Here is a 21,898-nt window from a genome sequence, read left to right on the forward strand (position 1 = left end):
CGGTGGGCGCGGTCGATGGCCTGCGCCTCGACGGCCGGGTTCCACCACGGGTCGAGCAGGATGACGTAGTCGGCCTCGACGAGGTTGAGCCCGACACCGCCCGCCTTGAGCGAGACAAAGAACGCTGGCGCGTCGCCGGTGCGGAACTGGTCGATGACGGCAGCGCGGTTGGTCGTTGAGCCGTCGAGGTAGAGCGAGGCGATCCCGGCATCCGTCGCAGCATCCCGCGCGCGGCCGAGGAAGCGGGTGAATTGGCTGAGCACGAGGGCGCGGTGCCCTTCGGCAGCTGCCTCGCGAAGCAGCTCGATGAGGGCGTCGAGCTTTGCCGAGGGCGCTTCGCCTTCGTCGACCAGGTCGGGCGAGAGCGAGAGTTGGCGAAGCAGAGTGAGCGAGCGGAAGATCTGGAACCGGTTCGCGTCGACGTCGTCGACCAGACCGAGCACTTTCTGGCGCTCACGTGCGAGCCTGCGGTCGTAGAGCCGCCGGTGGGTCGGGTGCAGATCGAGCACGAGTTGCTGCTCTTGCTTGGGCGGCAGTTCCGATGCGACAAGCTCTTTGGTGCGGCGCAGCAGGAAGGGGCGGATGCGGCGCTGCAGCGTCCGCAGCCGTTCGTTGTCGCGTTCTCGTTCGATGGGTGTGCGGTAGTACTCGGTGAAGCTGCGGCGCCCTCCCAGCAAACCCGGGCACGCGAGCGAGACGAGCGCCCACAGCTCGAGCAGGTTGTTCTCGAGCGGAGTGCCGGTGATGACCAGTGTGAAGGGAGCGTCCAGCATCCGGGCGCATTTGTAGCCCTGCGACGACGGGTTCTTGATCTGTTGAGCCTCGTCGAGAATGAGCCCCTGCCAGTCCAGGGTCGCGTAAGCGTCGAACTCGAGACGGAACAGCGCGTAGCTGGTCACGACGACGTGCGCCCCGGCGACCTCGTCGGCCAGTGCCGTGCCGCGCTTGTTTCCCATTGCGCTGATCGCAGCGACGCGCAGCTCGGGCGCGAATCGCGCGCACTCGGCAGCCCAGTTGCCGACGACGCTGGTGGGGGCGACGATGAGAAACGGCGGATGCTGCTGGTCGCCCGTCTCAAGCGCATCGAGTCGTGCTTTCTCGATCATCGCGATGGTCTGCAGGGTCTTACCCAGGCCCATGTCGTCGGCGAGCACCCCGCCGAGTTGGTGGGTGCGCAGGAAGTCGAGCCAAGAGAACCCTGTGCGCTGGTAGTCGCGCAGTTCGGCGCGCAGGGTCGGGGGCGGCTCGATGGGGGTGAGCTGATCGTGGTCGCTGAGACCGCGCACCCGCATCCACCATTCGATCTCTTGGCGCGCGACGACGCCCAGCTCGACGAGCTCTTCCCAGAGGTCGGCTTGGTAGCGGCTGACCTGCACCGAGGTGACGGGGCGGTCCGAGAGGGCACTGGCTTCGGCGATGATCTCGCGCAGGCGCTGCAGCTCGGGCGTATCGAGCGAGAAGTAGGTGCCGCTCGGCAGGACGAGGATCGGCTCGTTCTCGCTGAGCGCCCGGAACAGGGCAGCGAAGTCGACATCCTCACCCTCGATGCGCACCTGAACGCTCAGGTCGAACCAATCATTGGTTCCGGGCTGGGCGGTGACCGAGACATCCGGCGCCTGGGATGCGGCACGGAAGCTGGGCGCCTCGACGTCTTCGATGACCCGCACGGCCTCGAGCGAACGCAGGCCGGGCAGCACTTCGGCGACGAAAAGCACAGCAGCCGCGCCTCGCAGGGTTTGGTCGGGCGGCACCACCGCAGCATCGGGCCGCTCCCCCGGCAGCACGATGGAGGCGTGGGCGCCTGCGGCGCTGCGAACGGCATCGAGGATGCCGCCCTCGCGAACCCGGTCGGGACGGATGCTGCCGCCGAGCCGGTCCCATCGCCAGGTGAGGTGGGCAAGCCCGTCGCCGTGGTCGACGCGCACTTCGAGCACGGTGACCGGCGGCGCCGGCACCGTGTAGCTGGCATCGGGCGATACGACCGGCGCGATCGCCTGCAGCCGTGGCAGATAGTCGCTCTCGAAGCGCTCCCTGCTTGCCGTGTCGACCGAGATGGGCGTGTCGGCGGCGAGCAGGTCGCGCATCGGCCCGGTGAGCGGCGGATCGAGGGGGTGCAGCACAATGCGTTCTTCGGCGGTGCCGGCTGCGGTGACCCGACCCACGGCGATCGGAGGATTGCCGACGGTCACGAGCGGCTCCGACGCGTCACTTTCCCCGTCGGCGCCGGCGTCGGCGTCCCCGGCGCCGGCGCCGGCGTCGTCTCGCACCGGCACCAGCTCTCCGCACACCGCGAGTCGCTTACGGTTCTCGGTGACCGAGATCCGCGGGGTCAGCGCCTCCCCGTCAAGCCGCACCGGATGCTGCGCTTTGCCGGGCGAGACGAGCGCAACGCCCGCCGCCTCGAGATCGGTCAACAGCGACCAGAGCGTTCGCGAGGGCAGCCGGTCGAGCTGCATCCATTCGTCGTCGCGATAGGCGTAGCCCCACGAGTTCGCGGCGGGGTCGAGAACGTCGAGTTCGATCAGCAGCGCGAGGGCTGCGGGATCCGCCTGCAACCCGTCGAGGTGCCCCCAGCGAGCCTGGCCCTTGATCCATGCGCCCCGCGCACCCCGCATCCCGGGCCGGGCCACGAGCCTCGGCTGCTGCGGAGCTCTGCTCCAGCGCGTCGCGCGCGGTGTCTGCAGGGCGACGAACAGGCACAGTTCGACGGCGGCCGCATCGGATGCCGGCAGCAGCCCGTCGAGCGAGCGTTGCCACGGTGGGGTTCTGTCGCGGGGCGGGGATGACTGGCCTTTCGATGCTCTCGCGCCCGAGTCCGTCCCGGCATCCGAGACGGCAAGCAGCACGGCAGCGACGTGCGCGCAGTGCGGGGCGTGCTCGCAACTGCAGTAGGCGCTCATCGACCCACGCGCAGGCTCAATGACGGCCGAGACGACCATGACCTCATCGCCCCCGTGGCCGCGATCGCGCACGACGGCATCGACCGAGGTTCGCGTGTTGTCGGCATCCAGGTCGACGATCGTGACCCGCCCTGCCGCGTTCAGCGCCCATGCGCGGTCGTAGTTCGCACCCCCGAGTGATCGGGCAACCTCATGCCAGTAGTCCACGAATCCATCGTTGCAGCCGTCGCCGACATCCCGAACTCGGCCGACGCCGACTCGCTGACAACCGAGTTCTTCGGAGCGTTGTGGAGGAAAGGCTCCTCATCGTCCTGCGCGCAGCACAGCGGACGCCGTGCGCCAGCGTGTCGCGAGTCTAGGAGTCCAGCGCGCGCTTGATGAGAGCCGACACGTCGCGGTCGAGGTTGTCGATCCGGTGCTCGAGCGCGCTGAAGCGCACGTCGACCGCCGCGAACCGCGCATTCATCTCCCCCTGCAGCCCGTCGATACGCCCACTCAGCGCGTCGATTCGCCCGTTGACCTCACCGCCCAGTGCGTCGATCCGCCCAGAGAGCTCGCCCCGCAATCCGTGGATCGCGGCAGTCGTCGTGCGATTGGTGAGTGTGACGATCACCGTCGTGCCTCCCAGCATGACAGTCGTAAGCGCGGCGATGTAGAGCCAGTTCTCTGGGTCCACGAGCGAGATCACCCCTTCATTGTGCGACGTCGCGAGAGGTATCACCTGACGCAGGCGCGAGGCGCGGTGCCAGGCCAGCGGCGAGCGCGTAGACCCGATCGTCCAGCCTCGACACGCGGTCGTCGAGCCGTGAGAGACGCTCGTCGATGCGGTTCAGGTCGGTCTTAAACTCAGCCTTCAATTCGGCCAACTCCGCCTTCAGCTCGGCCTTCACCTCCGCGCGGGTGCGACGCGCCGACGCGGTCACGGTTGTCGCGAGGCCCACGATGCCGACAGCGAGTGCAACGATCACGCCCAGTGTGTCTATGCCCACGGTGACCTCCATGTTCTCCAGTGTGCGCCTTATCGGCGCAGGTAGCTAGAACCGTAAGCGAGCGCGCACCCCACGGCGCACGATCAAGCGCGGGCGCCACACGACGGTCGCCGTCGCCTACTGGGGAGGAACCGACCGGAATCGGACGTGCGATCTGCACCGAACCATGCCTGAGCACCTCACGGGCGAACTGCCGCGCGACATCGCTCATCTCGCCGCGATCGGTACGTTCCCGGGGTCCGTCCCAGAGGTTCTCGAGCACGGTTCGCACGCCCTCTTCATACAGCTCGGATGCCTCGACCGGCCCGTCGCCGCGACGGATGCCGCAACTCCCGCCTCGCGCAGCGCGAACCGCAGATCCGCCAGCTCGTCGTTGATCTCACTCGGGTCGAACCGGGCGGGATCACCCTGGATTTCGATCAGCTCTGCGCCTTCGAGGCCGCGGCTGTCTTCGGGCGGGGCTGCCCGGCGTCCGTCGACGCACACCGCCAGCGGCACGGGATCGAGGTATAGGCCGCAAATCCACGAGTTATGTGTCGCGAAACTACGAGTTGAGCTAGCTACGTGCTCGGCACGGCTCAGCAGAGCGCTGCGTTCGGCGACCGGCTGGGGGGCCTGCCGGTCTCGTCTCTGTGGGAACGTGCCCCCACCCTCTGACGCGTGATCCGAGCGGTGACGTCAGTAATGGTCTCGTGCTTGGAGGATCACGATGTGGTCGTCGGTGACGTAATAGACGAGTCGATTCTTCTCGTCGATCCGCCGAGACCAGGAGCCCGACAGCACGTGGCGGAGCTGCTCGGGTTTGCCGACACCGTCGAACGGATCGCGAAGGACTGCGGCGATGAGCGTGTTGATCCGCTTCAGCGTCTTGCGATCCTGCGCCTGCCAGTACACGCAGTCCTCCCACCCGTTCGGGTCGAAGACAAGCGCGCGGGTCACGGATCGACGAGGTCGTGCTGCTCGAACTCGCCGCGACGCGCGCGCTCGACCGCCTCGAGCAGCCGCTCGGCGTTAGCGGGATTTCGAAGAAGATACGCGGTTTCAGTGAGAGCGTCGTAATCGTCCTTGGACATGATCACGGCATTGCCACGGCGGGAGACGACCTCCACCGTCGTGTGATCGTCGTTGACCTGCTGGATGAGTCCGAACAGGCTCTTTCGCGCTTCGGTCGCCGTGATCGCGGACACGGGAACACCTCCGAGTGAGTAGTACGTAAAACGGTACCACTCTGGAGATTGGTCTGGCGTCGGGAGCGACGAACGCAGATTACTCGTCGCGCGGAGCCTCGCGCGCGGGCGCAAGTCGCGGCGCGAGACCCGCCGCGAGCGCATAGACCCGGTCATCAAGCCGAGACACCCGGTCGTCAAGCCGAGACACCCGGTCGTCAAGCTGCGAAAGTCGGTCGTCGAGGCGAGAGATCTCCGTCGCGAACTCGGCCTTCAGCTCGACGCGAGTGCGTCGCGCAGACGCCGTCACGGTCGTCGCCAGCCCGACGATGCCCACGGCGAGCGCAACGAGCACGGCGAGTGTGTCCATCCCCACGACGACCTCCATGTTCTCCAGTGTGCGCCGGATCAGCGCGCGTATCCATGGATGAGTTCGAGTTCGGCGCGCAGGTGGTGTGGATCAGGAACATCCATCGGTACCGCAGCCAGGATGCCTGCGACGATCGCGGCCTTCGGTTCGAGGCTCGAGGGGTAGGCGACATCGATCGCGCGACGCACCAGAGAAGCGACGGAGACGCCCCGCTGGGCAGCGATTCGTCCAAGCCTTTCACGCTGCTCGGTCTCAATGAGCACCTGAAGCCGCTCGGTCTTCATGCCCATACTGTAGTCGGCGCATGTATCCGGACGTCGGGGCGTTCAGGCGAGGGCTGGTCTGCCGCGCTGCGGGCGCGCCTCCACTTCCCGCGTGATGGCAGTCACCCATTCCCTGCGCCAGCGACGAATCTGCTCGCGTTGCTTCTTGTTGGCGCCAGAGCGGGGGCCCAGGAGATCGAATGCCGCATCGACATAACCCACGAGCTCCTCCTGCGGGCTGGCCGATGCACGCGCGAGTATGCGACATGCCGAGGACGCGTCGACGCCCGTCTCGAGCAGGCGCAGAATCTCCCTTGCGTCCTTGAAGCCCTTTTCGGTGTCAGGCCTATCGAGCAGTGCGGCCATCTTCGAGATCGTGTGGGCGTCGATCGTGAGCAGACGCCATTTGCCTTGGCCGAGGTCTTCTGTGTGGTCGGCGAGAACCTCGACCCGTAGACGGAGCTTTCCGCCGAGCTCGGACTGGTGTGGAATGTACACATCGACGTGGACACCCTCGACTTCACCGCGCCACTTTGTTCCTTGCAGATGGCTGGACTCCGACAGCTCCGACAAGGCGCCTCTGACCTTCTCCCGCACCTCATGTGAGCCGATGATCAGGTCGATGTCACGGCTGATATCACCGCCGACTCGCGCGAACGTCGCCCACCCTCCGATAAGGATCGAAGGCTCGAGTTCGTGGCCCAGGTAGTCCAGGACGAACCTCAGATGTCCCTCGTCATCCAGTGGCACCTCAGCCAACGCGTTCCTCCGCCCGCGCCCAGTCGTCAATCGCGAACCACTCCCGCCACAGGGCGCGACGGAACTCGCTAGCCTGCCAGCCCGGCTGGGCGAAGAGATCCGCGTAAGTCTGCGCGGCACTGGTGAACCCGTCGCCCCACCTCGCGAGCGTGCGCTGATCAACCGTGATCACGCGCGCATCGTCACCAGGCGGAAGTCCATTGAGATCCGTATCGAAGGGCACGTAGACCATTGCGATTCCGTGATCCGCGATGAGATTGCGACCACCGAGGTGATGAGCAGCTGCACGAGTACCCCCAATCGCATACTCAGGCGCACGCGCGACGAGGTCCTGGGCCGCGGCGAACTCGGTTCCGCGTGCACCCGCGAGTGTTCGAGCTGCCGCGAGCAGCATAAGGACGCGTTCCGGATCCGACACACTGAAGCCTCCACCGAGGTGTTTCGTCACCGCACCGATCGCAGTCGGGCGAGACAAGGCTTTGTAGGTGATCTTCTCTCCGACGCCGGCTTCCCACGCGAGGTCACCGGCGTTCTTCCATTGCCTCCGCCCGGCGAGGGCAGCATCGACCATCGTTCGCCAGACGGCATCGGTTTCGCGCATCGCTTTCCTCCCCGTTGATTCTACTCAGTAGTAGAATCAAGAATCCACCTATTGGTGGAATCGAGAATCGACCGAGAAGTAGAATCGCGGATCGCCTGGCTCGATCTTCCTGGCCATCATCCTTTCTTCCTCAAAGGGTAGACTTCCACCGTGGCTCTCAACATCAAGGACCCCGAGGCCGATCGCCTGGTGCGGGCTCTGGCTGACGCAACGGGCGAGAGCATCACGGTTGCCGCGCGGCGGGCGTTCGCCGAACGCCTTGACCGCATCAGGGCACAGGCCACGGCACCTGACGTGCAGGCCGACCTCGAGGCGATCATCTCCCGAGGGCGCGATCGGGCAACCCTGGATCCGCGGCCGGCCGACGAAATCCTCGGCTACGACGAGCACGGCCTGCCCCGATGACGATCGCACTCGACACGTCGGCGTTGCTGGCCATCGTCCTTGGCGAAGAGGATGCATCGCATTTCGCCCGGGTGATCGCCGAGAACGTCGGCGATCTGCACGTGAGCGCTGCCACCCTCGTGGAAGCGATGATCGTGGCCGAAGCGCGCCAGGGGCCAGCAGCTACCCAGGATCTCGAAGCCCTCATCTCTCGCGCTCGCGTCACAGTCGCACCCTTCGACACTGCTCAGGCATCGATCGCAACGGCAGCGTGGCGGCGCTTCGGCAAGGGTCGCCACGCCGCATCACTGAACATGGGCGACTGCTACTCATATGCGCTCGCCCGCAGCCTGGGCGCGGCACTGCTGTTCAAGGGTGACGACTTCGCGCAGACCGACATCGGCGCTGCGATCTGAGAGGTGCATTGCGACGCCTTGCCGCTGGCGCACACGCCGCTCCTTCCCGCTGTCGAAGAGATGGCAGCGGCAAGGAGCGCTGCTGTGACGTGACGCCCCATCCCGGACCCGCGGGCGGTAGCGAGCGAACGCGCTTCACACAAGGCCCTCGGGGAGAGGCCAACCGACCTCATACTGTCGCGATCAGCGGCCCGGCGAGATCGGATGGGAGACGGCAGTGGGTGGTGATCGCTATGTGGAGGCGTTCCGGACGATCCTCACCGGCAAGAACGTGAGGTTCCGCTGGACGGAGATCCTCTTCGTGGGCATCCGCGTGTTCGGCTAGCTGGCGCTGCTGTTCGTCGTGCTCCCGCCGCTGATGGCCATCTCGTTCGTGCTGGTGCAGGCCGCCGTGTTCGGCTTTCTGCTCGCCGGGGCGTTCTCGCCGAACCACATCGGGATGCCGACCGCTCCCGCACGACGCCGATATCGACTTCCTGCGACGCCAGGTCCGCATGTCGCGCAACGTCCGGGGAGGACCGCATGTGCACTTCCTCAAGGGGGGCCTCGAGTACCAGATCGAGCATCACCTCTTCCCTCGGGCGCCGCGTCCGAATCTTCCCGCCCTGCAGAAACTGGTGCGAGCGCATCAACCCGACCACGTGCAGCGCGTCCGGCACCTGTGGGCGTCGGGCGCCGAGCGCGTTCGCGAACCGCGACGAGGACGGCGGATTCGTCAGGGTTCTCGACGAGAACCCCCCGCAGCCCGAATGGGCCGCCGCTCGGGAGGCCGAAGAGCTGTGCCCGTCCGCGACGATCCGGCTCCAGGAGGACTGAACCGCGGACGACGCATCGTCCGGGCGACACTGGCCCGGATCGTTACCGCGAGTTCGATGACTCCCGTTGCCCGGACGACGAGCGCCCGACGAGGTCGGCAACCATTCGGTCGATGGCTTCGGGTGAGAGGAGTTCGTCGATGACCATGAGCGCTGCTCCGCGGACGCCGGCATCGATGCCGCCGCGAGCCGGCACAATGTTCAGGTATTGGGTGGACAGGGGGATAGACCGCTTGTACACGACTTCCCGCACGCCGGCGATGATCTCTTGCACGAGCACGCCGAGGCGACCGCCGACGACGACCGTCGAGGGGTTGAGCAGGCTCACACACATGGCCGCGACCTCGCCGATGGCTCGCCCCGCGTCTCGGGCCGCGGCGATGGCGACGGGGTCCCCGATCCGGATGCGCTCCGCGACGGCGCCCGGCGGCACCCTCTCGCCGGAAGCAGCTGAAAGCTCCTGCGCGATCGCGGGGGCGCTGGCGATCGCTTCGAGATCACGTTCGTCCAGCGAGTAGTGCGGAACCTGCACGTGACCGATGTCTCCCGCCGATCCCTGCGCTCCACGCTGCAGACTGCCACCCGAGATCACACCCGCTCCGATGCCCGTGGACACCTTGATGAACAGCAGGTCGTCAACGTCGGGCCAGGATGTCGCCCGTTCACCGATCGCGAGGACGTTCACGTCGTTGTCCACGAACGTCGGCACATCGATCCGCTCCCGAACGAATGCCGGGATGTCGAATCCATCCCACCCCGGCATGATGGGCGGACGGATCGGCCTGCCTGTCGAGTGCTGCACCGGACCCGGCACCCCGATCCCGACGCCGAGCACCGTGCTCGGGTCGACATCGAGATCGGCGAGCAGCCGTTGGGCAGCCTCGATCACCCAGTCGAGCGTGGCCTGGGGGCCAGCGGCGATATCGAGCTCGCGGCGCTCGGTGATGCGCACCTCCCCGCGAAGATCGGTGATTCCGACGACACCATGGGTAGCGCCGAGGTCGACCGCGACGACCGTGCGCGCCGATGCGTCGAACGCGACGCGGGACGCGGGTCTTCCGCCTGACGACGCTGCGTTTCCGAGCGATGAGACCAGGCCGATCTCCTGCAGCGCCGCGAGACGGACAACGACGGTCGTGCGCGCGAGTCCCGTCTCGTCGACGAGCTCCCCCCGGGTGCGGGGGCTCCCATCGCGGAGGATCCGAAAGAGGTCGCCGGCCCCGACCGTACCCATCTCCGCTCCCTTGTCTCTTCGATGCCGCATCAGAGAATGCAGAAATCATGTCATTGCGTCTTGAGAAGGTCAAAGTGCGGAACCTTATAGCTCCTACGGTATCTACTATTGACTTGAAAAAGTCATAAGTGCTAACGTCGCTGCGACGATCCCCTACGAGGAGGTAGACAGCCATGAAGCTCGCGTTCGAGATGAATGCCTGGGGCGGTGTGGTCGGCACTCCCGGCGCCGTGACCGACATCGGGTCCGGTTTCTATGTGACTCCGGGCGATGTGACGGTGGGTCTCGACGCGGCGGCTGCCGCCGGTTTCGCCGGCTTCGAACTGTTCGACGGCAACCTGCTCCCCTTCGAGGACGACATGCAGACGCTTCGCGCGGCTGCGGCCGACCGCGGGCTCACCCCCGTAGGCGTGTACTCGGGCGGACACTTCATCTACCGCGACGCGCACGCCGACGAGTTGGCGCGGTTCACGCGTTCGATCGCGCTCGCCTCGTCGCTGGGCGCCCGGCACTTCGTGCTCGGCGGCGGCGCGATCCGTCACACCGGCCGCCAGGAGGCCGACTACGAGATCATGGCCTCGCTGCTCGACGAGGTCGCTCGCCGGGCCGAGGATGCCGGGCTCATCCCCAGCTACCACCCGCACCTGGGCAGCATCGCCGAGAGTCCCGATCAGATCGATGCGCTGTTCGGGGCGAGCTCGATCGGGCTGTGCGCCGACGTCGCGCACATCGCAGGAGGGGGCGGCGATGCCGTTGCGGTCATCCAGCGCTATGCCGACCGCCTCGTCAACGTCCACCTGAAAGACCTCGACGCCGAGGCGGGCAGCTTCATGCCCCTCGGCGAGGGCGACCTGCCGATGAGCGCGATCATCCGGGCGGTCGTGGATGCCGGGTATGACGACTGGATCACGGTCGAGCTCGACGGCTACGCCGGCGACGCGAGCGCGGCCGCGAAGCGAAGCTTCGAGTTCCTCTCCTCCGAGGGGCTCGTTTCCTGATCCGTCGGGTCGGGAACGTCTCGGAACGCCAGGGACGAGACGGCTTCCGGAGCCAAGGCGGTTCCGGAGGAGGGGACGAAGCACCATTCGTCCCTCAATCACACGCAAGGGAGCACGTGACCATGCACATCAAGAAGTCACTCGTGGCGGCCATGGCCGTCGTGGGCGTCCTCGCCTTCGCCGGATGCACTCCGGCCGGCGGCGGGGACTCGGGCTCGGACGTCGATCCTGCGATCGCCGCAGAGATCGATGCCGCGCTGCAGGAGATCACGGGCCAGGTGCTGAGCACCGGCCCCAACGGCGAGGAGCCGGCACCGGCGTCCGAGGCTGTCGTCACCGACGAGCAGGCGGCCCAGGTCGCCGAGATGGGGCTCACCGCGGCCATTGTCATGCACTACGGCGGCAACGACTGGGCCAACGCCCAGATCGCGGGCCTGAACGCGGAGTTCGAGCGCCTCGGCATCGAGGTCATCGCCACCACGGATGCCGGGTTCGACCCGGCCAAGCAGGTGTCCGACATCGAGACCGTTCTGGCCCAGAACCCCGACATCATCGTCTCGATCCCGACCGACACGGTCGCGACCGCAAGCGCATACCGCAAGGCCGCGGAGCAGGGCGTCAAGCTCGTCTTCATGGACAACGTCCCCGAGGGCTTCACCCCCGGCGTCGACTACGTCTCGATGGTGTCGGCCGACAACTACGGCAACGGCGTGACCTCCGCCTACCTGCTGGCGCGGGCACTGGGCGGCCAGGGCAAGATCGGTGCGATCTACCACGAGGCGGACTTCTTCGTGACCCAGCAGCGCTACGACGGCTTCGTCGACACGATCACCGAGCAGTTCCCCGACATCGAGATCGTTGAGCAGCAGGGCATCGCCGGTCCCGACTTCGCCGGTGATGCGCAGGCGGCGACCACAGCGATGCTCACCAAGCACGCCGACCTCGACGGCATCTGGGCCGTCTGGGACGTCCCCGCCGAGGGTGTCATGGCTGCCGCTCGCGAGAACGGCCGCACCGACATCAAGATCGCGACCGAGGACCTCGGGACCAACGTGGCGATCGCTCTCGCCGAAAACGAGATGATCGTCGGTCTGGGTGCCCAGTTGCCCTACGACCAGGGCGTCGCTGAGGCGGGTCTGGCAGCCCTGTCGATCCTTGGCATCGAGGTGCCGCCGTACGTCGCACTGAGCTCGCTGCCGGTCGACCACGCGAACGTCCTCGAGGCGTGGGAGCTCGTGTACCACTCGGCTCCGCCGGCTTCGGTCACCGACGCATACGTCGACTGACCCAATCCCTTCCGGGGGTGGATGCCGCCCGCATCCACCCCCACCATCCTTCTTCCTCTCACTGACCCCCTGACATCGGAGACGACATGCAAGACATCAAGATCGCCATGATCGGCGGCGGGTTCATGGGCAAGGCCCACTCGCTCGCGTACTCAGCCATGCCCATGTTCTTCTGGCCGGCCCCGGCACGCCCCGTCAAGCACGTCGTCGTCGACGCCACCGAGGACCTGGCGCGCACCGCTGCGGACCGCTACGGCTGGAACACGTCGTCCAGTTCGTGGGAGGCCGTGATCAACGACCCCGAGGTCGACCTCGTCGACATCGCGACCCCCAACAACCTGCACGCCGAGATCGCGATCGCCGCCGCCGAGGCGGGCAAGCACGTGATCTGCGAGAAGCCCCTCGCGCCCACTTCCGCTGAGGCGCTACAGATGCTCGAAGCGGTTGAGCGCGCCGGTGTCGTCAGCGCCGTCGCCTTCAACTACCGTCGCACCCCGGCTGTCGCACTGGCCAAGAAGTACATCGACGAGGGCGCGATCGGTCGCATCCTGAATTTCCGCGGCACGTATCTGCAGGACTGGAGCGCCGACCCCGACTCGCCGCTGAGCTGGCGCTTCCAGAAGAAGATCGCCGGATCGGGTGCGGTGGGCGACATCGGCAGCCACGTCGTCGACATCGCCCGGTATCTCGTCGGCGAGATCTCCGCGGTGAACTCGATCACCTCGACCTACATCGCAGAGCGCCCGCTGCAGACCAGCGGTTTCGACGCTCTCGGCGGTGCGTCGAGGTCCGATGGGCCCCGCGGTGCGGTGGATGTCGACGACGAGGCCATCTCACTGGTCCGCTTCCACAACGGTGCCGTGGGCTCGATCGAGGCGACGCGCAACGCGTGGGGTCGGAACAATTTCATCACCTTCGAGATCCACGGCACCGAGGGCTCGATCTTCTTCAACTACGAGAACCGTGACGAGCTGCAGGTCGCGTTCAAGAGCGACCCAGCCGACCGCCGCGGCTTCCGCACCGTCTACACGGGACCGAACACGCCTTACGGTGAGGCCCTGTGGCCCATCCCCGCGCTGGGCATCGGGTACGGCGAGACGAAGATCATCGAAGCCCACGACGTCATCAAGGCGATCGTCGACGGCAGCCGGGTGCGTCCCGACTTCGCCGACGGCTACGCCGCAGCATTGGTCGACGACGCGATCCTCGAGTCGGGCCAGTCGGGCGAATGGGTGAAGATTCCTGCGCGCGACGGCGGCGATGTCTGATTCGTCCGCACCCGCGGTGCGGATGCGCCGCATCGTCAAGAGCTTCGGGCCCGTCGAGGTGCTCAAGGAGGTCGATCTCGACATCCATGCGGGTGAGGTTCACGCTCTGGCGGGCGAGAACGGTGCGGGCAAGTCGACCCTCATGAAGGTGCTGCAGGGCGTGCATCCGATCACCTCCGGTGAGATCGAGGTCAACGGCGAGCCGGTGAAGATCCGCAACCCCGCGGATGCCGAGAGGGTCGGGATCGGCATGGTGTTCCAGGAGTTCAGTCTCGTGCCGTCGATGACGGTCGCGCAGAACATCTTCTTGAACCGGGAGCTGCGCTCCAAGCTGGGCCTCATCGACGACCGCGCCGCCGAGCGCGAGGCTGCGCGGATCTTCGCCGACCTGGGCGTGAGCATCGACCCGGCGGCCCGTGTCGAGACTCTCGGCACCGCGTACTGGCAGCTGGTCGAGATCGCGAAAGCAGTGGCCAAGAACGCCACCGTGCTCGTGATGGACGAGCCGACCGCAAGCCTGGCCAGCCACGAGGTGGAGCGCTTGTTCGAGCTCATCGAACGGCTGACGGCTCGTGGGATCGCGATCGTTTACATCTCGCACCGCATGGACGAGATCCGCCGCGTCGCCCAGCGCATCACGGTGCTGCGCGATGGGCGGGTGGTCCTCAGCGACCGCGTGGCCGACGTCGAGGTGGCGCAGATCATCGAGGCGATCATCGGCCGGCGTCTGGCGAGCGACCTCGTCTACCGTGAGCGCGAGCGCGGCGTCGACGATCGCGTGATCCTCGCCGCCGAGCACGTCGCCAGCGACACGGGCCTCGTGGATGTCGACGTGACGGTGCGTGCGGGCGAGATCGTCGGTCTCGCGGGCCTCATGGGGAGCGGTCGCACCGAGTTCGCCCGGGTCATCGCGGGCATCGATCGACCGTCGTCGGGCACCATCCGGATCGACGGGCGGACGGTCAGCTTCCGCAGCGCGCTTGCGGCGCAGCGGGCCGGCATCGCCCTGATCCCCGAGGACCGCCGCGAACAGGGCCTCGTGCTCGAACATTCGGTCTCGGCGAACCTCATGCTGCCGGTCCTCGACCGCCTCATGGCGGGAATCCTGGTGAGCACGGCACGGATGCGCGCCATGACGCAGGACCTCGTCGAGCGCTTCTCGGTCAAGACAGCCGACCCGTACGCTCCCGTGAACCTGCTCTCGGGCGGCAACCAACAGAAGGTCGTCGTCGCGAAGTGGATCAACACCGATCCGAAGCTGCTCGTCATGGACGAGCCGACGGCGGGCGTCGACATCGGCACCAAGACCGAGATCCTCGACATCGTGCGCGACTACGCCTCGCAGGGCAACGCCGTGCTGTTCATCTCTTCCGAGCTTCCCGAGCTGCTGGCCGTCGCCGACCGTGTCGTCGTCCTACGCGGCGGGCGCACGGATCGCGAACTCACTCGCTCGCAGATCAGCAGCGAAGAACAACTCCAACTCATCATCCAAGGAGAAGCCGCATGAGCACCTCTGTGACCGCCGAGAACACCTCGATGCGGCGGCGTCTGACCGCACGCATGGACTGGCGCAGCAACATCATCTACATCGCGTTCGTCGTGGTGTTCATCCTCTTCGCCGTGATGCTCGGCAACGACGGATTCCTATCAGGCAACAACCTGCTCAACATCGCCCGGCAGACCGCGACGATCTCGATCATGGCGATCGCGATGACGTTCGTCATCGCTGCCGCCGAGATCGACCTGAGCGTCGGCTCGATCGCGGGCTTGAGCTCGGTGGTGACGGCGATCACTGTGACCAACTTCGGGCTGGTGCCCGGCATCCTGGCGGGGCTCGCCTCGGGTGCGGTCATCGGCGCCGTCAACGGTGGCCTGGTCGCTCTGCTGAACATCCCCTCCTTCTTGGTGACCCTGGGCATGCTCGGGTTGGCGGCCGGTATCGCGCAGTGGATCACGGGCTCGGCCCCGCAACCGATCACCGACGACGTGTACGTGATGATCTTCGGCGGCGGCGACTTCGGCCCGGTCCCGGGTCTGCTGGTGTGGACCGCCGTGATCGTCGCGCTCGGATGGGTCATCATGAACCGCTCGCGCTACGGTCGCAAGGTGCTCGCGACCGGCGGCAACCCGACCGCGGCACGCTTCACCGGCATCAACACAGCGCGCATCAAGTTCACGGTGCTGCTCGTGTCGGGTATCGTCGCCGCGTTCGCGGGGATGCTGTACGCGGGGCGCCTCGAGTCTGGCCGTTTCCAGTGGGGCCAGGGCGATGAGCTCACGGTGATCGCCGCGGTGATCCTCGGCGGCACGAGCCTGTTCGGCGGTCGCGGGGCGATCATCGGCACCCTGTTCGGTTCGCTGTTCATGGGCCTGGTCAACAACGGCCTGATCCTTGCGGGGCTCGATGTGGCTCAGCAGCAGGTGGTTCGTGGCGCGATCATCATCGCGGCCGTCGCCCTCTCGAGAAAGAAGTAGCGCGATGGAGCCGATTCGCAGCGGGATCATCGGTACCGGGTTCATGGGTCGCGCGCACGCGCGAGCAGTGCGGTCGGCCGGCGGCACGGTCGTCGCGTTCGCTGGACGCGATCAGGACCGGACACGGGCTACCGCCCAGGCCGAGGGCGTGCGGCGGGTCCTGACCCCCCAAGAACTCATCGACGACCCCGACGTCGATCTCGTGCACGTGTGCACCCCGAACGCCTTCCACGTGAAGTACGCCGAGGCGGCGATCGCGGCGGGCAAGCATGTGATCTGCGAGAAACCGTTGGCGTTGTCGCTGGCTGATGCGCAGCGCCTGCAGGATGCCGCAGACGCCGCCGGTGTCGTGCACGCCGTGCCGTTCGTCTACCGCTTCTACCCGACCGTGCGAGAGGCCCGTTCGCGGATCGCGGCCGGCGATGAGCGCATCTGGCTGGCGCACGGCCACTATCTGCAGGACTGGATGTCGGACCGTTCGAGCACGAACTGGCGTCTGGCAGATGGGGCGTCGCGCGCGTTCGCCGACATCGGTGTGCACTGGTGCGACCTGTTCGAGTTCGTTAGCGGGCACCGCATCGTGCGGCTCATCGCAACCCGCTCGCGGCTGCACGATTCGCGGATCTCGGCCGAGGGCGAGGTTCCGGTCCTCACCGAGGACGGCGTGACGATGCTGTTCGAGACCGATCGCGGCGCATCCGGGTCGCTCGTGGTGTCTCAGGCCACACCGGGTCGCAAGAACCGCCTGTGGCTGTCGATCGACGGGGAGACGCAGTCGTACGCGTTCGATCAAGAGAACCCGAACGATCTGTGGATCGGCGCGCGTGAGCAGGTCACGATCGTTCCGAAGGGTGACGAGACGTCGGCGGATGCCCGCGGACTGGATCCGTATCTGCTGGTTCCCTCGGGCCATCCGCAGGGGTACCTTGACTGTTTCGGGCTGTTTCTCGCCGACGTGCACCGCAGCATCCGTGGTGAGCGCGTCGAGGGGCTGCCCTCGTTTGCCGACGGGGTGCGCGCAGCCCGTCTCACCGAAGCCGTGATCGCCTCGTCGGAGTCGGGCGATTGGGCTCACGCCACGGACTCCGCCCGCCGGGAGGCGAACGCAGCATGACATCGACGCACGAGGCACGGCATCCGGTCACCCTGTTCACGGGCCAGTGGGCGGATCTTCCCTTCGACGAGGTCGCGAGGCGTGCGGCGGAGTGGGGCTATGACGGGCTCGAGATCGCCGCGTCGGGTGACCACCTCGATCTGCGTCGCGCCGACGAGGACCCAGCGTATCTGCGCTCGCGCCTCGAGGTGCTCGACCGGTACGGGCTGAAAGTGTTCGCGATCTCGAACCACCTCGCCGGCCAGGCGGTGTGCGACTCCCCCATCGACTTCCGTCACCAGGCGATCGTGCGCGACTACGTGTGGGGCGACGGTGACCCTGAGGGGGTGCGTCAGCGCGCCGCCGACGACATGAAGCGGGCCGCCCGGGTGGCGAGAGGCCTCGGCGCCGACACGGTGGTGGGTTTCACCGGCTCGTCGATCTGGCAGTATGTCGCGATGTTCCCGCCGGTGGATGCCACGGTGATCGACGCTGGTTACGAGGACTTCGCCCGCCGGTGGAACCCGATCCTGGACGTCTTCGACGCCGAGGGTGTGCGATTCGCGCACGAGGTGCATCCGAGCGAGATCGCCTACGACTACTGGACGAGCGTGCGAACCCTCGAGGCGATCGATCGCCGCCCCGCGTTCGGGTTCAACTGGGATCCCAGCCACATGATGTGGCAGCGGGTCGACCCGGTCGGTTTCATCTGGGACTTCAAGGACCGGATCTACCACGTGGACTGCAAGGACACACGAGTGCGCGCGACGAACGGTCGCGGCGGCACATTGGGCTCGCACCTCCCCTGGGGTGACCCACGCCGACCGTGGGACTTCGTCTCGACGGGGCGGGGCGATGTGCCCTGGGACGATGCCTTCCGGGCGCTCGCGGCGATCGGCTACGCCGGTCCTATCTCGATCGAGTGGGAGGATGCCGGCATGGACCGACTCCACGGCGCCGCCGAGGCCGTGACGTACGTGCGCTCGCTGCTGTGGCAGCTTCCCGAGCAGTCGTTCGACGCCGCGTTCAGCAACCAGTAGGCACCGGTTTCCGCGGCCACACCGCCGAGATCGCCGCAGCGCACCGCACGGACTGCTCGCCGCGTTCGCGGTTGCCCGTGGAAGCAGCCCTTCGCCGGTCGTTGAGCGAGCGAAGCGACCCCAAGCACCCCGTCCGCCCCTCCCGGACACCAACCGGATACCAGCACGAAATACCGGGTGTGTGAGGATAGTGCGAGGATCCCCAACCGAGAGGCACCATGGAGCTCCGCGACTACCTGCACATCCTGCGCAAGAACTGGCTCATCATCCTTGCGCTGACGCTCGTCGGTGTCGGTGCCGCCGCCGCATATTCCCTGACGCGCACGCCGCTGTATGAGGCCGAGAGCTCGGTCTTCGTCTCGACGCAGGCCGGGTCGGGAACGATCCAAGACCTGAACCAGGGATCGAACTTCTCGCTCGACCGGGTGCCGTCGTATGTGCTCGTCGCGACGTCTCCGGTCGTGCTCAACCCCGTCATCGACGACCTCGGGCTCGATACGACGGCAAGTCAGCTCGCGAAGCAGATCTCGGTGTCGTCGCCGTTGAACTCCGCGATCATCAACGTGTCGGTGCAGGATGCCGACCCTCAGCTTGCCGCCGACATCGCGAACGCCACCGCGGCGAGCCTGTCCGATGCGGTGGAAGAGATCGAGACGACGGCGGGTCTCACCGCGAGCCCGGTGCGCCTGTCTGTCATCCGCCCGGCGCTGCCGATGAGCGTGCCGGTGAGCCCGAATGTTCCGCTGAACCTGGCACTCGGCGGCCTCATCGGCCTGGCGCTGGGCGTCGCGTTCGCCATCCTCCGCACGGTCCTCGACACGAAGGTGCGCAATCCGCGCGATGTCGCGCAGCTGACCGATCGCCCGATGATCGGTGTCATTCCCTTCGACCCGAAGGCGGCCGAGCGCCCGATCATCCTCGAAGCCGACCCCACGAACCAGCGCGCCGAGGCGTTCCGAGCCCTGCGCACCAACCTGCAGTTCATCGAGTTGGATGGCGGCCAGACGTTCGTCATCACCTCGAGCATTCCCAGCGAGGGTAAGTCGACGACCGCGGTGAACCTCGCGATCGCTCTCGCGGACGCCGGCAAGCGCGTGGCCCTTCTCGACACCGACCTGCGCAAGCCGAAGGTCGCCGAATACCTCGGCATCGAGGGAGCGGTCGGACTGACGGATGTCTTGATCGGGCGCGCGAAGGTCACCGATGTGATGCTCCCGTGGGGCCGCCGCCCGCTCTACGTGCTTCCCGCTGGGAAGGTGCCGCCGAACCCGTCCGAGTTGCTCGGCTCGTCGCAGATGAAGGCGCTCCTCGACGACTTCGCGAACACCTTTGATGTCGTGATCTGCGACGCGCCCCCGCTTCTTCCGGTGACGGATGCCGCCGTTCTGTCACGCCTCACGGCCGGCGCGATCGTCATCACTGCCGCGGGTCGCACGACGACCCACCAACTCGACGGCGCCCTGGATGCCCTCGAGACCGTCGGCGCGAAGGTCGCTGGCCTCGTCATGACGATGGCGCCCACCAAGGGGCCCGACTCGTACATGTACGGCTACGGGTATGGCTACGGGTACGGATACGGCTACGGCCACTCCGACAAGAAGTAGTCAGTCGAGAGCCTGGCGCGACGGGCGCGGCTCCGGCTCAGATCAGCTGAGCCAACCGCCATACGCGAACCGTCAGCGCGGAAGCGCAGCGACGATCTGGTCGACGGCGTCCTCTGGGCTCACGACACTGGCGTCGATCGCAAGGTCGGCGTCGGTGGGCACTTCGTAAGGGTCGCTGATCCCGGTGAACTGGGGGATCTCGCCGGCACGTGCTTTCGCGTAGAGACCCTTGCGGTCGCGCGCTTCGCACACCTCGAGCGGTGTCGAGATGTGGACGAGCATGAACCGTCCAACGTCCTCGGCTCGCTCTCGCATCTCAGCGCGCATCTCGGAATAGGGAGCGATCGGGGCGCAGACGGCGATGCCGCCGTGCTTGGCAATCAGCGCCCCAACCCAGCCGATGCGACGCACGTTCATGAGGCGGTCCTCGCGCGAGAAGCCCAGCTTGGACGACAGGATGAGGCGCACCTCGTCCCCGTCGAGCAGGGTTACGGTGCGGTCGTCAACCTCGCCGAGACGTTCGGCCAGGAGCTTCGCGATTGTGGACTTTCCGGATCCCGAGAGGCCGGTGAGCAGGATGACGAGGCCAGGGCCGACGGCGCGCTCGGTGTCCCAGACCTCGATCTCGTCGGCGAAAAGCGCGTGGGTGGCAGCGGCGACGGCGTCGCGCCAGTCTTCGGCGGATCGGAGTGCCGCGTCGGGGGCAGGAAGAACCCGCACGTCATGTCCCGCCGCGAGAGCTCGCCGCACGTCGTGACTCAACGCTTCCGCGTGGTGGCCGGTGTCGAGCACGACGAGCGGTCGCTCACCGAGCGACTCCCAGCGTGCGTCTTCCTCGCCGGGAAGGTCGCCGAGCACGACGACTGCACGCTCGACACGCGAGGCCTGGGCGCCGATGCGGCGATCGCGGTGTAGTCGGTGTCCGAACGCTCGAAGCTGGGCGGCGGACCCGATAAGCCATTCGCCGCCTGCGACATCGCCATCGATCTCAACGACAGCGAGCGGCGTGCCCTCCTGGTCGAGCATCTCCACGGCCCCGCTCGTGAGGGGCTCAGTCGTCTGCAGCCGGCCACCGGCACCTTCAGACGCGTACGAGGCCGATCCGAGGCCACCGGCGAGCACCAGCTCGAGCTCGGCGACTCCCGCCGGGCTCAGCGTCATGCGAGCGGTCACGAGGTCGACTCGTTGTCGCTGCTGTGGGTTTCCTGCAGCTCACGAGCGCGCTTCTCTTGTCGCTGCGTGGGCTTCAGGCCGTGGCGGGTGCGCAGATACATCCAGCCCAGAGTACCGATCACGAAGGCGCTGATGACGAGGATGAGGGTCCACTCATTCGACACCTTGAGCATCTTGAGGCCGGCGGCCAACAGGACGAGGGCCAGAGCGCGTCGAACGATGGTTCCCGAGACCCGCGACGAGAGCCGAGCGCCAAGGTACGCGCCGGGAATGGCTCCGAGCGTGAGCGGCCACACGATGCCCCAGTCGACGTCGCCGTAGAGCAGGTGGCCGGCGGCCGCAGCGATGACCAGGGGCACGGCCTGCACGAGGTCGGTACCGACGAGCCGGTTGGCCGAGAGCATCGGATACAGGGCCATCAGCGTGATGATGATGAACGATCCGGACCCCACCGAGGTGAGGCCCACCATGAGGCCACCGACGATGCCGACGATGACCGTGACGACGATCTTGACCTTGATGTCCTTGTCGGCGACTTCGGGCTGAGCGATCTCTTCACCGCGCATGATGCGCGCGTGGGTTCGCATGGCGATGTAGGCGCGCACGATCAGCAGCGCCGACGCGATGAGCAACACGACGCCGAGCGCGGTCTTGACGAAGTTGTTAACTTCTTCCATCGGCCCGATCGCACTGATGATCAGGGCACCCGAGAACGCGGCGGGCACGGATCCGACCACGAGCCAGAGCACGATTTTCCAGTGCACGGTGCCGTGTCGCATGTGCACGATCGAGCCGACGGGCTTCATGAACGCGCTTGTGATGAGGTCGCTGGAGACCGCCGTGAGCGGCGAGACGCCGAAGAACAGCACGAGCACGGGTGTCATCAGGGCGCCACCGCCCATGCCGGTCAGGCCGACGACGATGCCGATTCCGAGACCCGCAAGGGCAAGTCCCCAATCCATGCGGTGCCCCCTCGTAAATTCCGACCGGATTAGTCGGTATTCAACGGCACGGATGCCGCGGAGGCAAGCTGAGCCGTGTTAACAGCTCGTCAATTCTTCGCG

At 66.9% G+C, this 21,898-nt stretch carries 24 protein-coding genes and 1 pseudogene; 13 read left to right on the forward strand and 12 right to left on the reverse strand.

Going from position 1 to position 21,898, the window contains the following annotated elements:
- The 3 genes from B4F19_RS08760 to B4F19_RS08770 all read right to left on the reverse strand — a co-directional run.
- Window positions 1-3,107: DEAD/DEAH box helicase (locus B4F19_RS08760; protein WP_292734213.1), on the reverse strand; the 3,107-nt coding region annotated here is incomplete at its 3' end.
- Between the two features lie 148 nt (window positions 3,108-3,255).
- A complete protein-coding gene (locus B4F19_RS08765; RefSeq protein ID WP_292734216.1) occupies window positions 3,256-3,588 on the reverse strand; it encodes a hypothetical protein in 333 nt (110 codons plus the stop codon).
- A 4-nt stretch (window positions 3,589-3,592) separates the two neighbouring features.
- Window positions 3,593-3,901, reverse strand: coding sequence for a hypothetical protein (locus B4F19_RS08770; RefSeq protein WP_292726790.1), 309 nt, complete (start codon window positions 3,899-3,901; stop codon window positions 3,593-3,595).
- Between the two features lie 279 nt (window positions 3,902-4,180).
- On the opposite strand from B4F19_RS08770, the gene B4F19_RS08775 reads away from it, so the two are divergent.
- Window positions 4,181-4,402, forward strand: a complete 222-nt coding sequence (locus tag B4F19_RS08775; protein ID WP_292726789.1) for a hypothetical protein — start codon at window positions 4,181-4,183, stop codon at window positions 4,400-4,402.
- Between the two features lie 165 nt (window positions 4,403-4,567).
- Here the strand turns inward: B4F19_RS08775 and B4F19_RS08780 are convergent, their stop codons facing one another.
- The 6 genes from B4F19_RS08780 to B4F19_RS08805 all read right to left on the reverse strand — a co-directional run bounded on the left by B4F19_RS08780 (window position 4,568) and on the right by B4F19_RS08805 (window position 7,048).
- Complete coding sequence (locus tag B4F19_RS08780) at window positions 4,568-4,828, reverse strand: Txe/YoeB family addiction module toxin (RefSeq protein WP_292734219.1); 261 nt, start codon at window positions 4,826-4,828, stop codon at window positions 4,568-4,570.
- Window positions 4,825-5,076 (reverse strand): type II toxin-antitoxin system Phd/YefM family antitoxin, encoded by a 252-nt coding sequence (locus B4F19_RS08785; protein WP_229382258.1) that lies wholly within the window; start codon window positions 5,074-5,076, stop codon window positions 4,825-4,827. Before B4F19_RS08785 ends, B4F19_RS08780 begins: the two co-directional genes overlap by 4 nt.
- Window positions 5,077-5,155: 79 nt before the next feature.
- A complete protein-coding gene (locus B4F19_RS08790; RefSeq protein WP_292734222.1) occupies window positions 5,156-5,443 on the reverse strand; it encodes a hypothetical protein in 288 nt (95 codons plus the stop codon).
- Between the two features lie 20 nt (window positions 5,444-5,463).
- Window positions 5,464-5,709, reverse strand: a complete 246-nt coding sequence (locus B4F19_RS08795) for a hypothetical protein (protein WP_292734225.1) — start codon at window positions 5,707-5,709, stop codon at window positions 5,464-5,466.
- Window positions 5,710-5,751: 42 nt separating this feature from the next.
- Entirely contained in the window at window positions 5,752-6,438 is a 687-nt protein-coding gene (locus B4F19_RS08800; protein ID WP_414683158.1) for a hypothetical protein, read from the reverse strand.
- Window position 6,439: 1 nt separating this feature from the next.
- Window positions 6,440-7,048 carry a hypothetical protein gene (locus tag B4F19_RS08805; protein WP_292734231.1) on the reverse strand — a complete coding sequence of 203 codons (609 nt, stop codon included), beginning with the start codon at window positions 7,046-7,048 and terminating at the stop codon, window positions 6,440-6,442.
- A 150-nt stretch (window positions 7,049-7,198) separates the two neighbouring features.
- Here B4F19_RS08805 and B4F19_RS08810 point away from each other — a divergent pair, with 150 nt between their 5' ends.
- From B4F19_RS08810 to B4F19_RS15900, 4 genes and pseudogenes are all read left to right on the forward strand, one after another.
- Window positions 7,199-7,453, forward strand: a complete 255-nt coding sequence (locus B4F19_RS08810) for a type II toxin-antitoxin system VapB family antitoxin (protein ID WP_292734234.1) — start codon at window positions 7,199-7,201, stop codon at window positions 7,451-7,453.
- Window positions 7,450-7,848: a type II toxin-antitoxin system VapC family toxin gene (locus tag B4F19_RS08815; RefSeq protein ID WP_292734236.1), complete on the forward strand. Its 399-nt coding sequence runs from the start codon at window positions 7,450-7,452 to the stop codon at window positions 7,846-7,848. The genes B4F19_RS08810 and B4F19_RS08815 overlap by 4 nt, the downstream gene beginning before the upstream one ends.
- 476 nt (window positions 7,849-8,324) lie before the next feature.
- Window positions 8,325-8,501 (forward strand): annotated as a pseudogene (locus B4F19_RS15895) (fatty acid desaturase); the annotation flags it as partial.
- A complete protein-coding gene (locus B4F19_RS15900) occupies window positions 8,476-8,664 on the forward strand; it encodes a 4Fe-4S domain-containing protein (RefSeq protein WP_366767685.1) in 189 nt (62 codons plus the stop codon). The pseudogene B4F19_RS15895 and the gene B4F19_RS15900, both read left to right, overlap by 26 nt.
- 42 nt (window positions 8,665-8,706) lie before the next feature.
- Here the strand turns inward: B4F19_RS15900 and B4F19_RS08820 are convergent, their stop codons facing one another.
- The gene (locus tag B4F19_RS08820; protein ID WP_228177242.1) at window positions 8,707-9,897 is read right to left on the reverse strand and encodes an ROK family protein; all 1,191 of its coding nucleotides are present in this window, start codon (window positions 9,895-9,897) and stop codon (window positions 8,707-8,709) included.
- A gap of 173 nt (window positions 9,898-10,070) precedes the next feature.
- Between B4F19_RS08820 and B4F19_RS08825 the strand changes: the two genes are divergently transcribed.
- The 8 genes from B4F19_RS08825 (at window position 10,071) to B4F19_RS08860 (ending at window position 19,661) form a co-directional block, all read left to right on the forward strand.
- Window positions 10,071-10,895: a sugar phosphate isomerase/epimerase family protein gene (locus tag B4F19_RS08825; protein ID WP_292734241.1), complete on the forward strand. Its 825-nt coding sequence runs from the start codon at window positions 10,071-10,073 to the stop codon at window positions 10,893-10,895.
- 122 nt (window positions 10,896-11,017) lie between these two features.
- Window positions 11,018-12,181, forward strand: a complete 1,164-nt coding sequence (locus tag B4F19_RS08830; RefSeq protein WP_228177506.1) for a substrate-binding domain-containing protein — start codon at window positions 11,018-11,020, stop codon at window positions 12,179-12,181.
- A gap of 86 nt (window positions 12,182-12,267) precedes the next feature.
- Window positions 12,268-13,449: a Gfo/Idh/MocA family protein gene (locus B4F19_RS08835; protein ID WP_292734244.1), complete on the forward strand. Its 1,182-nt coding sequence runs from the start codon at window positions 12,268-12,270 to the stop codon at window positions 13,447-13,449.
- A complete protein-coding gene (locus tag B4F19_RS08840) occupies window positions 13,442-14,956 on the forward strand; it encodes a sugar ABC transporter ATP-binding protein (protein ID WP_228177245.1) in 1,515 nt (504 codons plus the stop codon). Before B4F19_RS08835 ends, B4F19_RS08840 begins: the two co-directional genes overlap by 8 nt.
- The gene (locus tag B4F19_RS08845) at window positions 14,953-15,924 is read left to right on the forward strand and encodes an ABC transporter permease (RefSeq protein WP_292734247.1); all 972 of its coding nucleotides are present in this window, start codon (window positions 14,953-14,955) and stop codon (window positions 15,922-15,924) included. The genes B4F19_RS08840 and B4F19_RS08845 overlap by 4 nt, the downstream gene beginning before the upstream one ends.
- Window positions 15,925-15,928: 4 nt before the next feature.
- Complete coding sequence (locus B4F19_RS08850) at window positions 15,929-17,038, forward strand: Gfo/Idh/MocA family protein (protein ID WP_292734250.1); 1,110 nt, start codon at window positions 15,929-15,931, stop codon at window positions 17,036-17,038.
- Complete coding sequence (locus tag B4F19_RS08855; RefSeq protein WP_228177248.1) at window positions 17,035-18,057, forward strand: sugar phosphate isomerase/epimerase family protein; 1,023 nt, start codon at window positions 17,035-17,037, stop codon at window positions 18,055-18,057. Before B4F19_RS08850 ends, B4F19_RS08855 begins: the two co-directional genes overlap by 4 nt.
- 218 nt (window positions 18,058-18,275) lie before the next feature.
- Window positions 18,276-19,661 (forward strand): polysaccharide biosynthesis tyrosine autokinase, encoded by a 1,386-nt coding sequence (locus B4F19_RS08860; protein WP_292734253.1) that lies wholly within the window; start codon window positions 18,276-18,278, stop codon window positions 19,659-19,661.
- A 72-nt stretch (window positions 19,662-19,733) separates the two neighbouring features.
- On the opposite strand, the gene cysC is transcribed toward B4F19_RS08860, so the two are convergent.
- Complete coding sequence (gene cysC, locus B4F19_RS08865) at window positions 19,734-20,834, reverse strand: adenylyl-sulfate kinase (RefSeq protein ID WP_292734256.1); 1,101 nt, start codon at window positions 20,832-20,834, stop codon at window positions 19,734-19,736.
- Complete coding sequence (locus B4F19_RS08870; RefSeq protein WP_292734259.1) at window positions 20,831-21,796, reverse strand: sulfite exporter TauE/SafE family protein; 966 nt, start codon at window positions 21,794-21,796, stop codon at window positions 20,831-20,833. Before B4F19_RS08870 ends, cysC begins: the two co-directional genes overlap by 4 nt.
- Between the last annotated feature and the right edge of the window lie 102 nt (window positions 21,797-21,898).

Origin of the sequence: Microbacterium sp. UBA1097 (assembly GCF_002313585.1) — a bacterium.
Classification (GTDB): Bacteria; Actinomycetota; Actinomycetes; order Actinomycetales; family Microbacteriaceae; genus Microbacterium.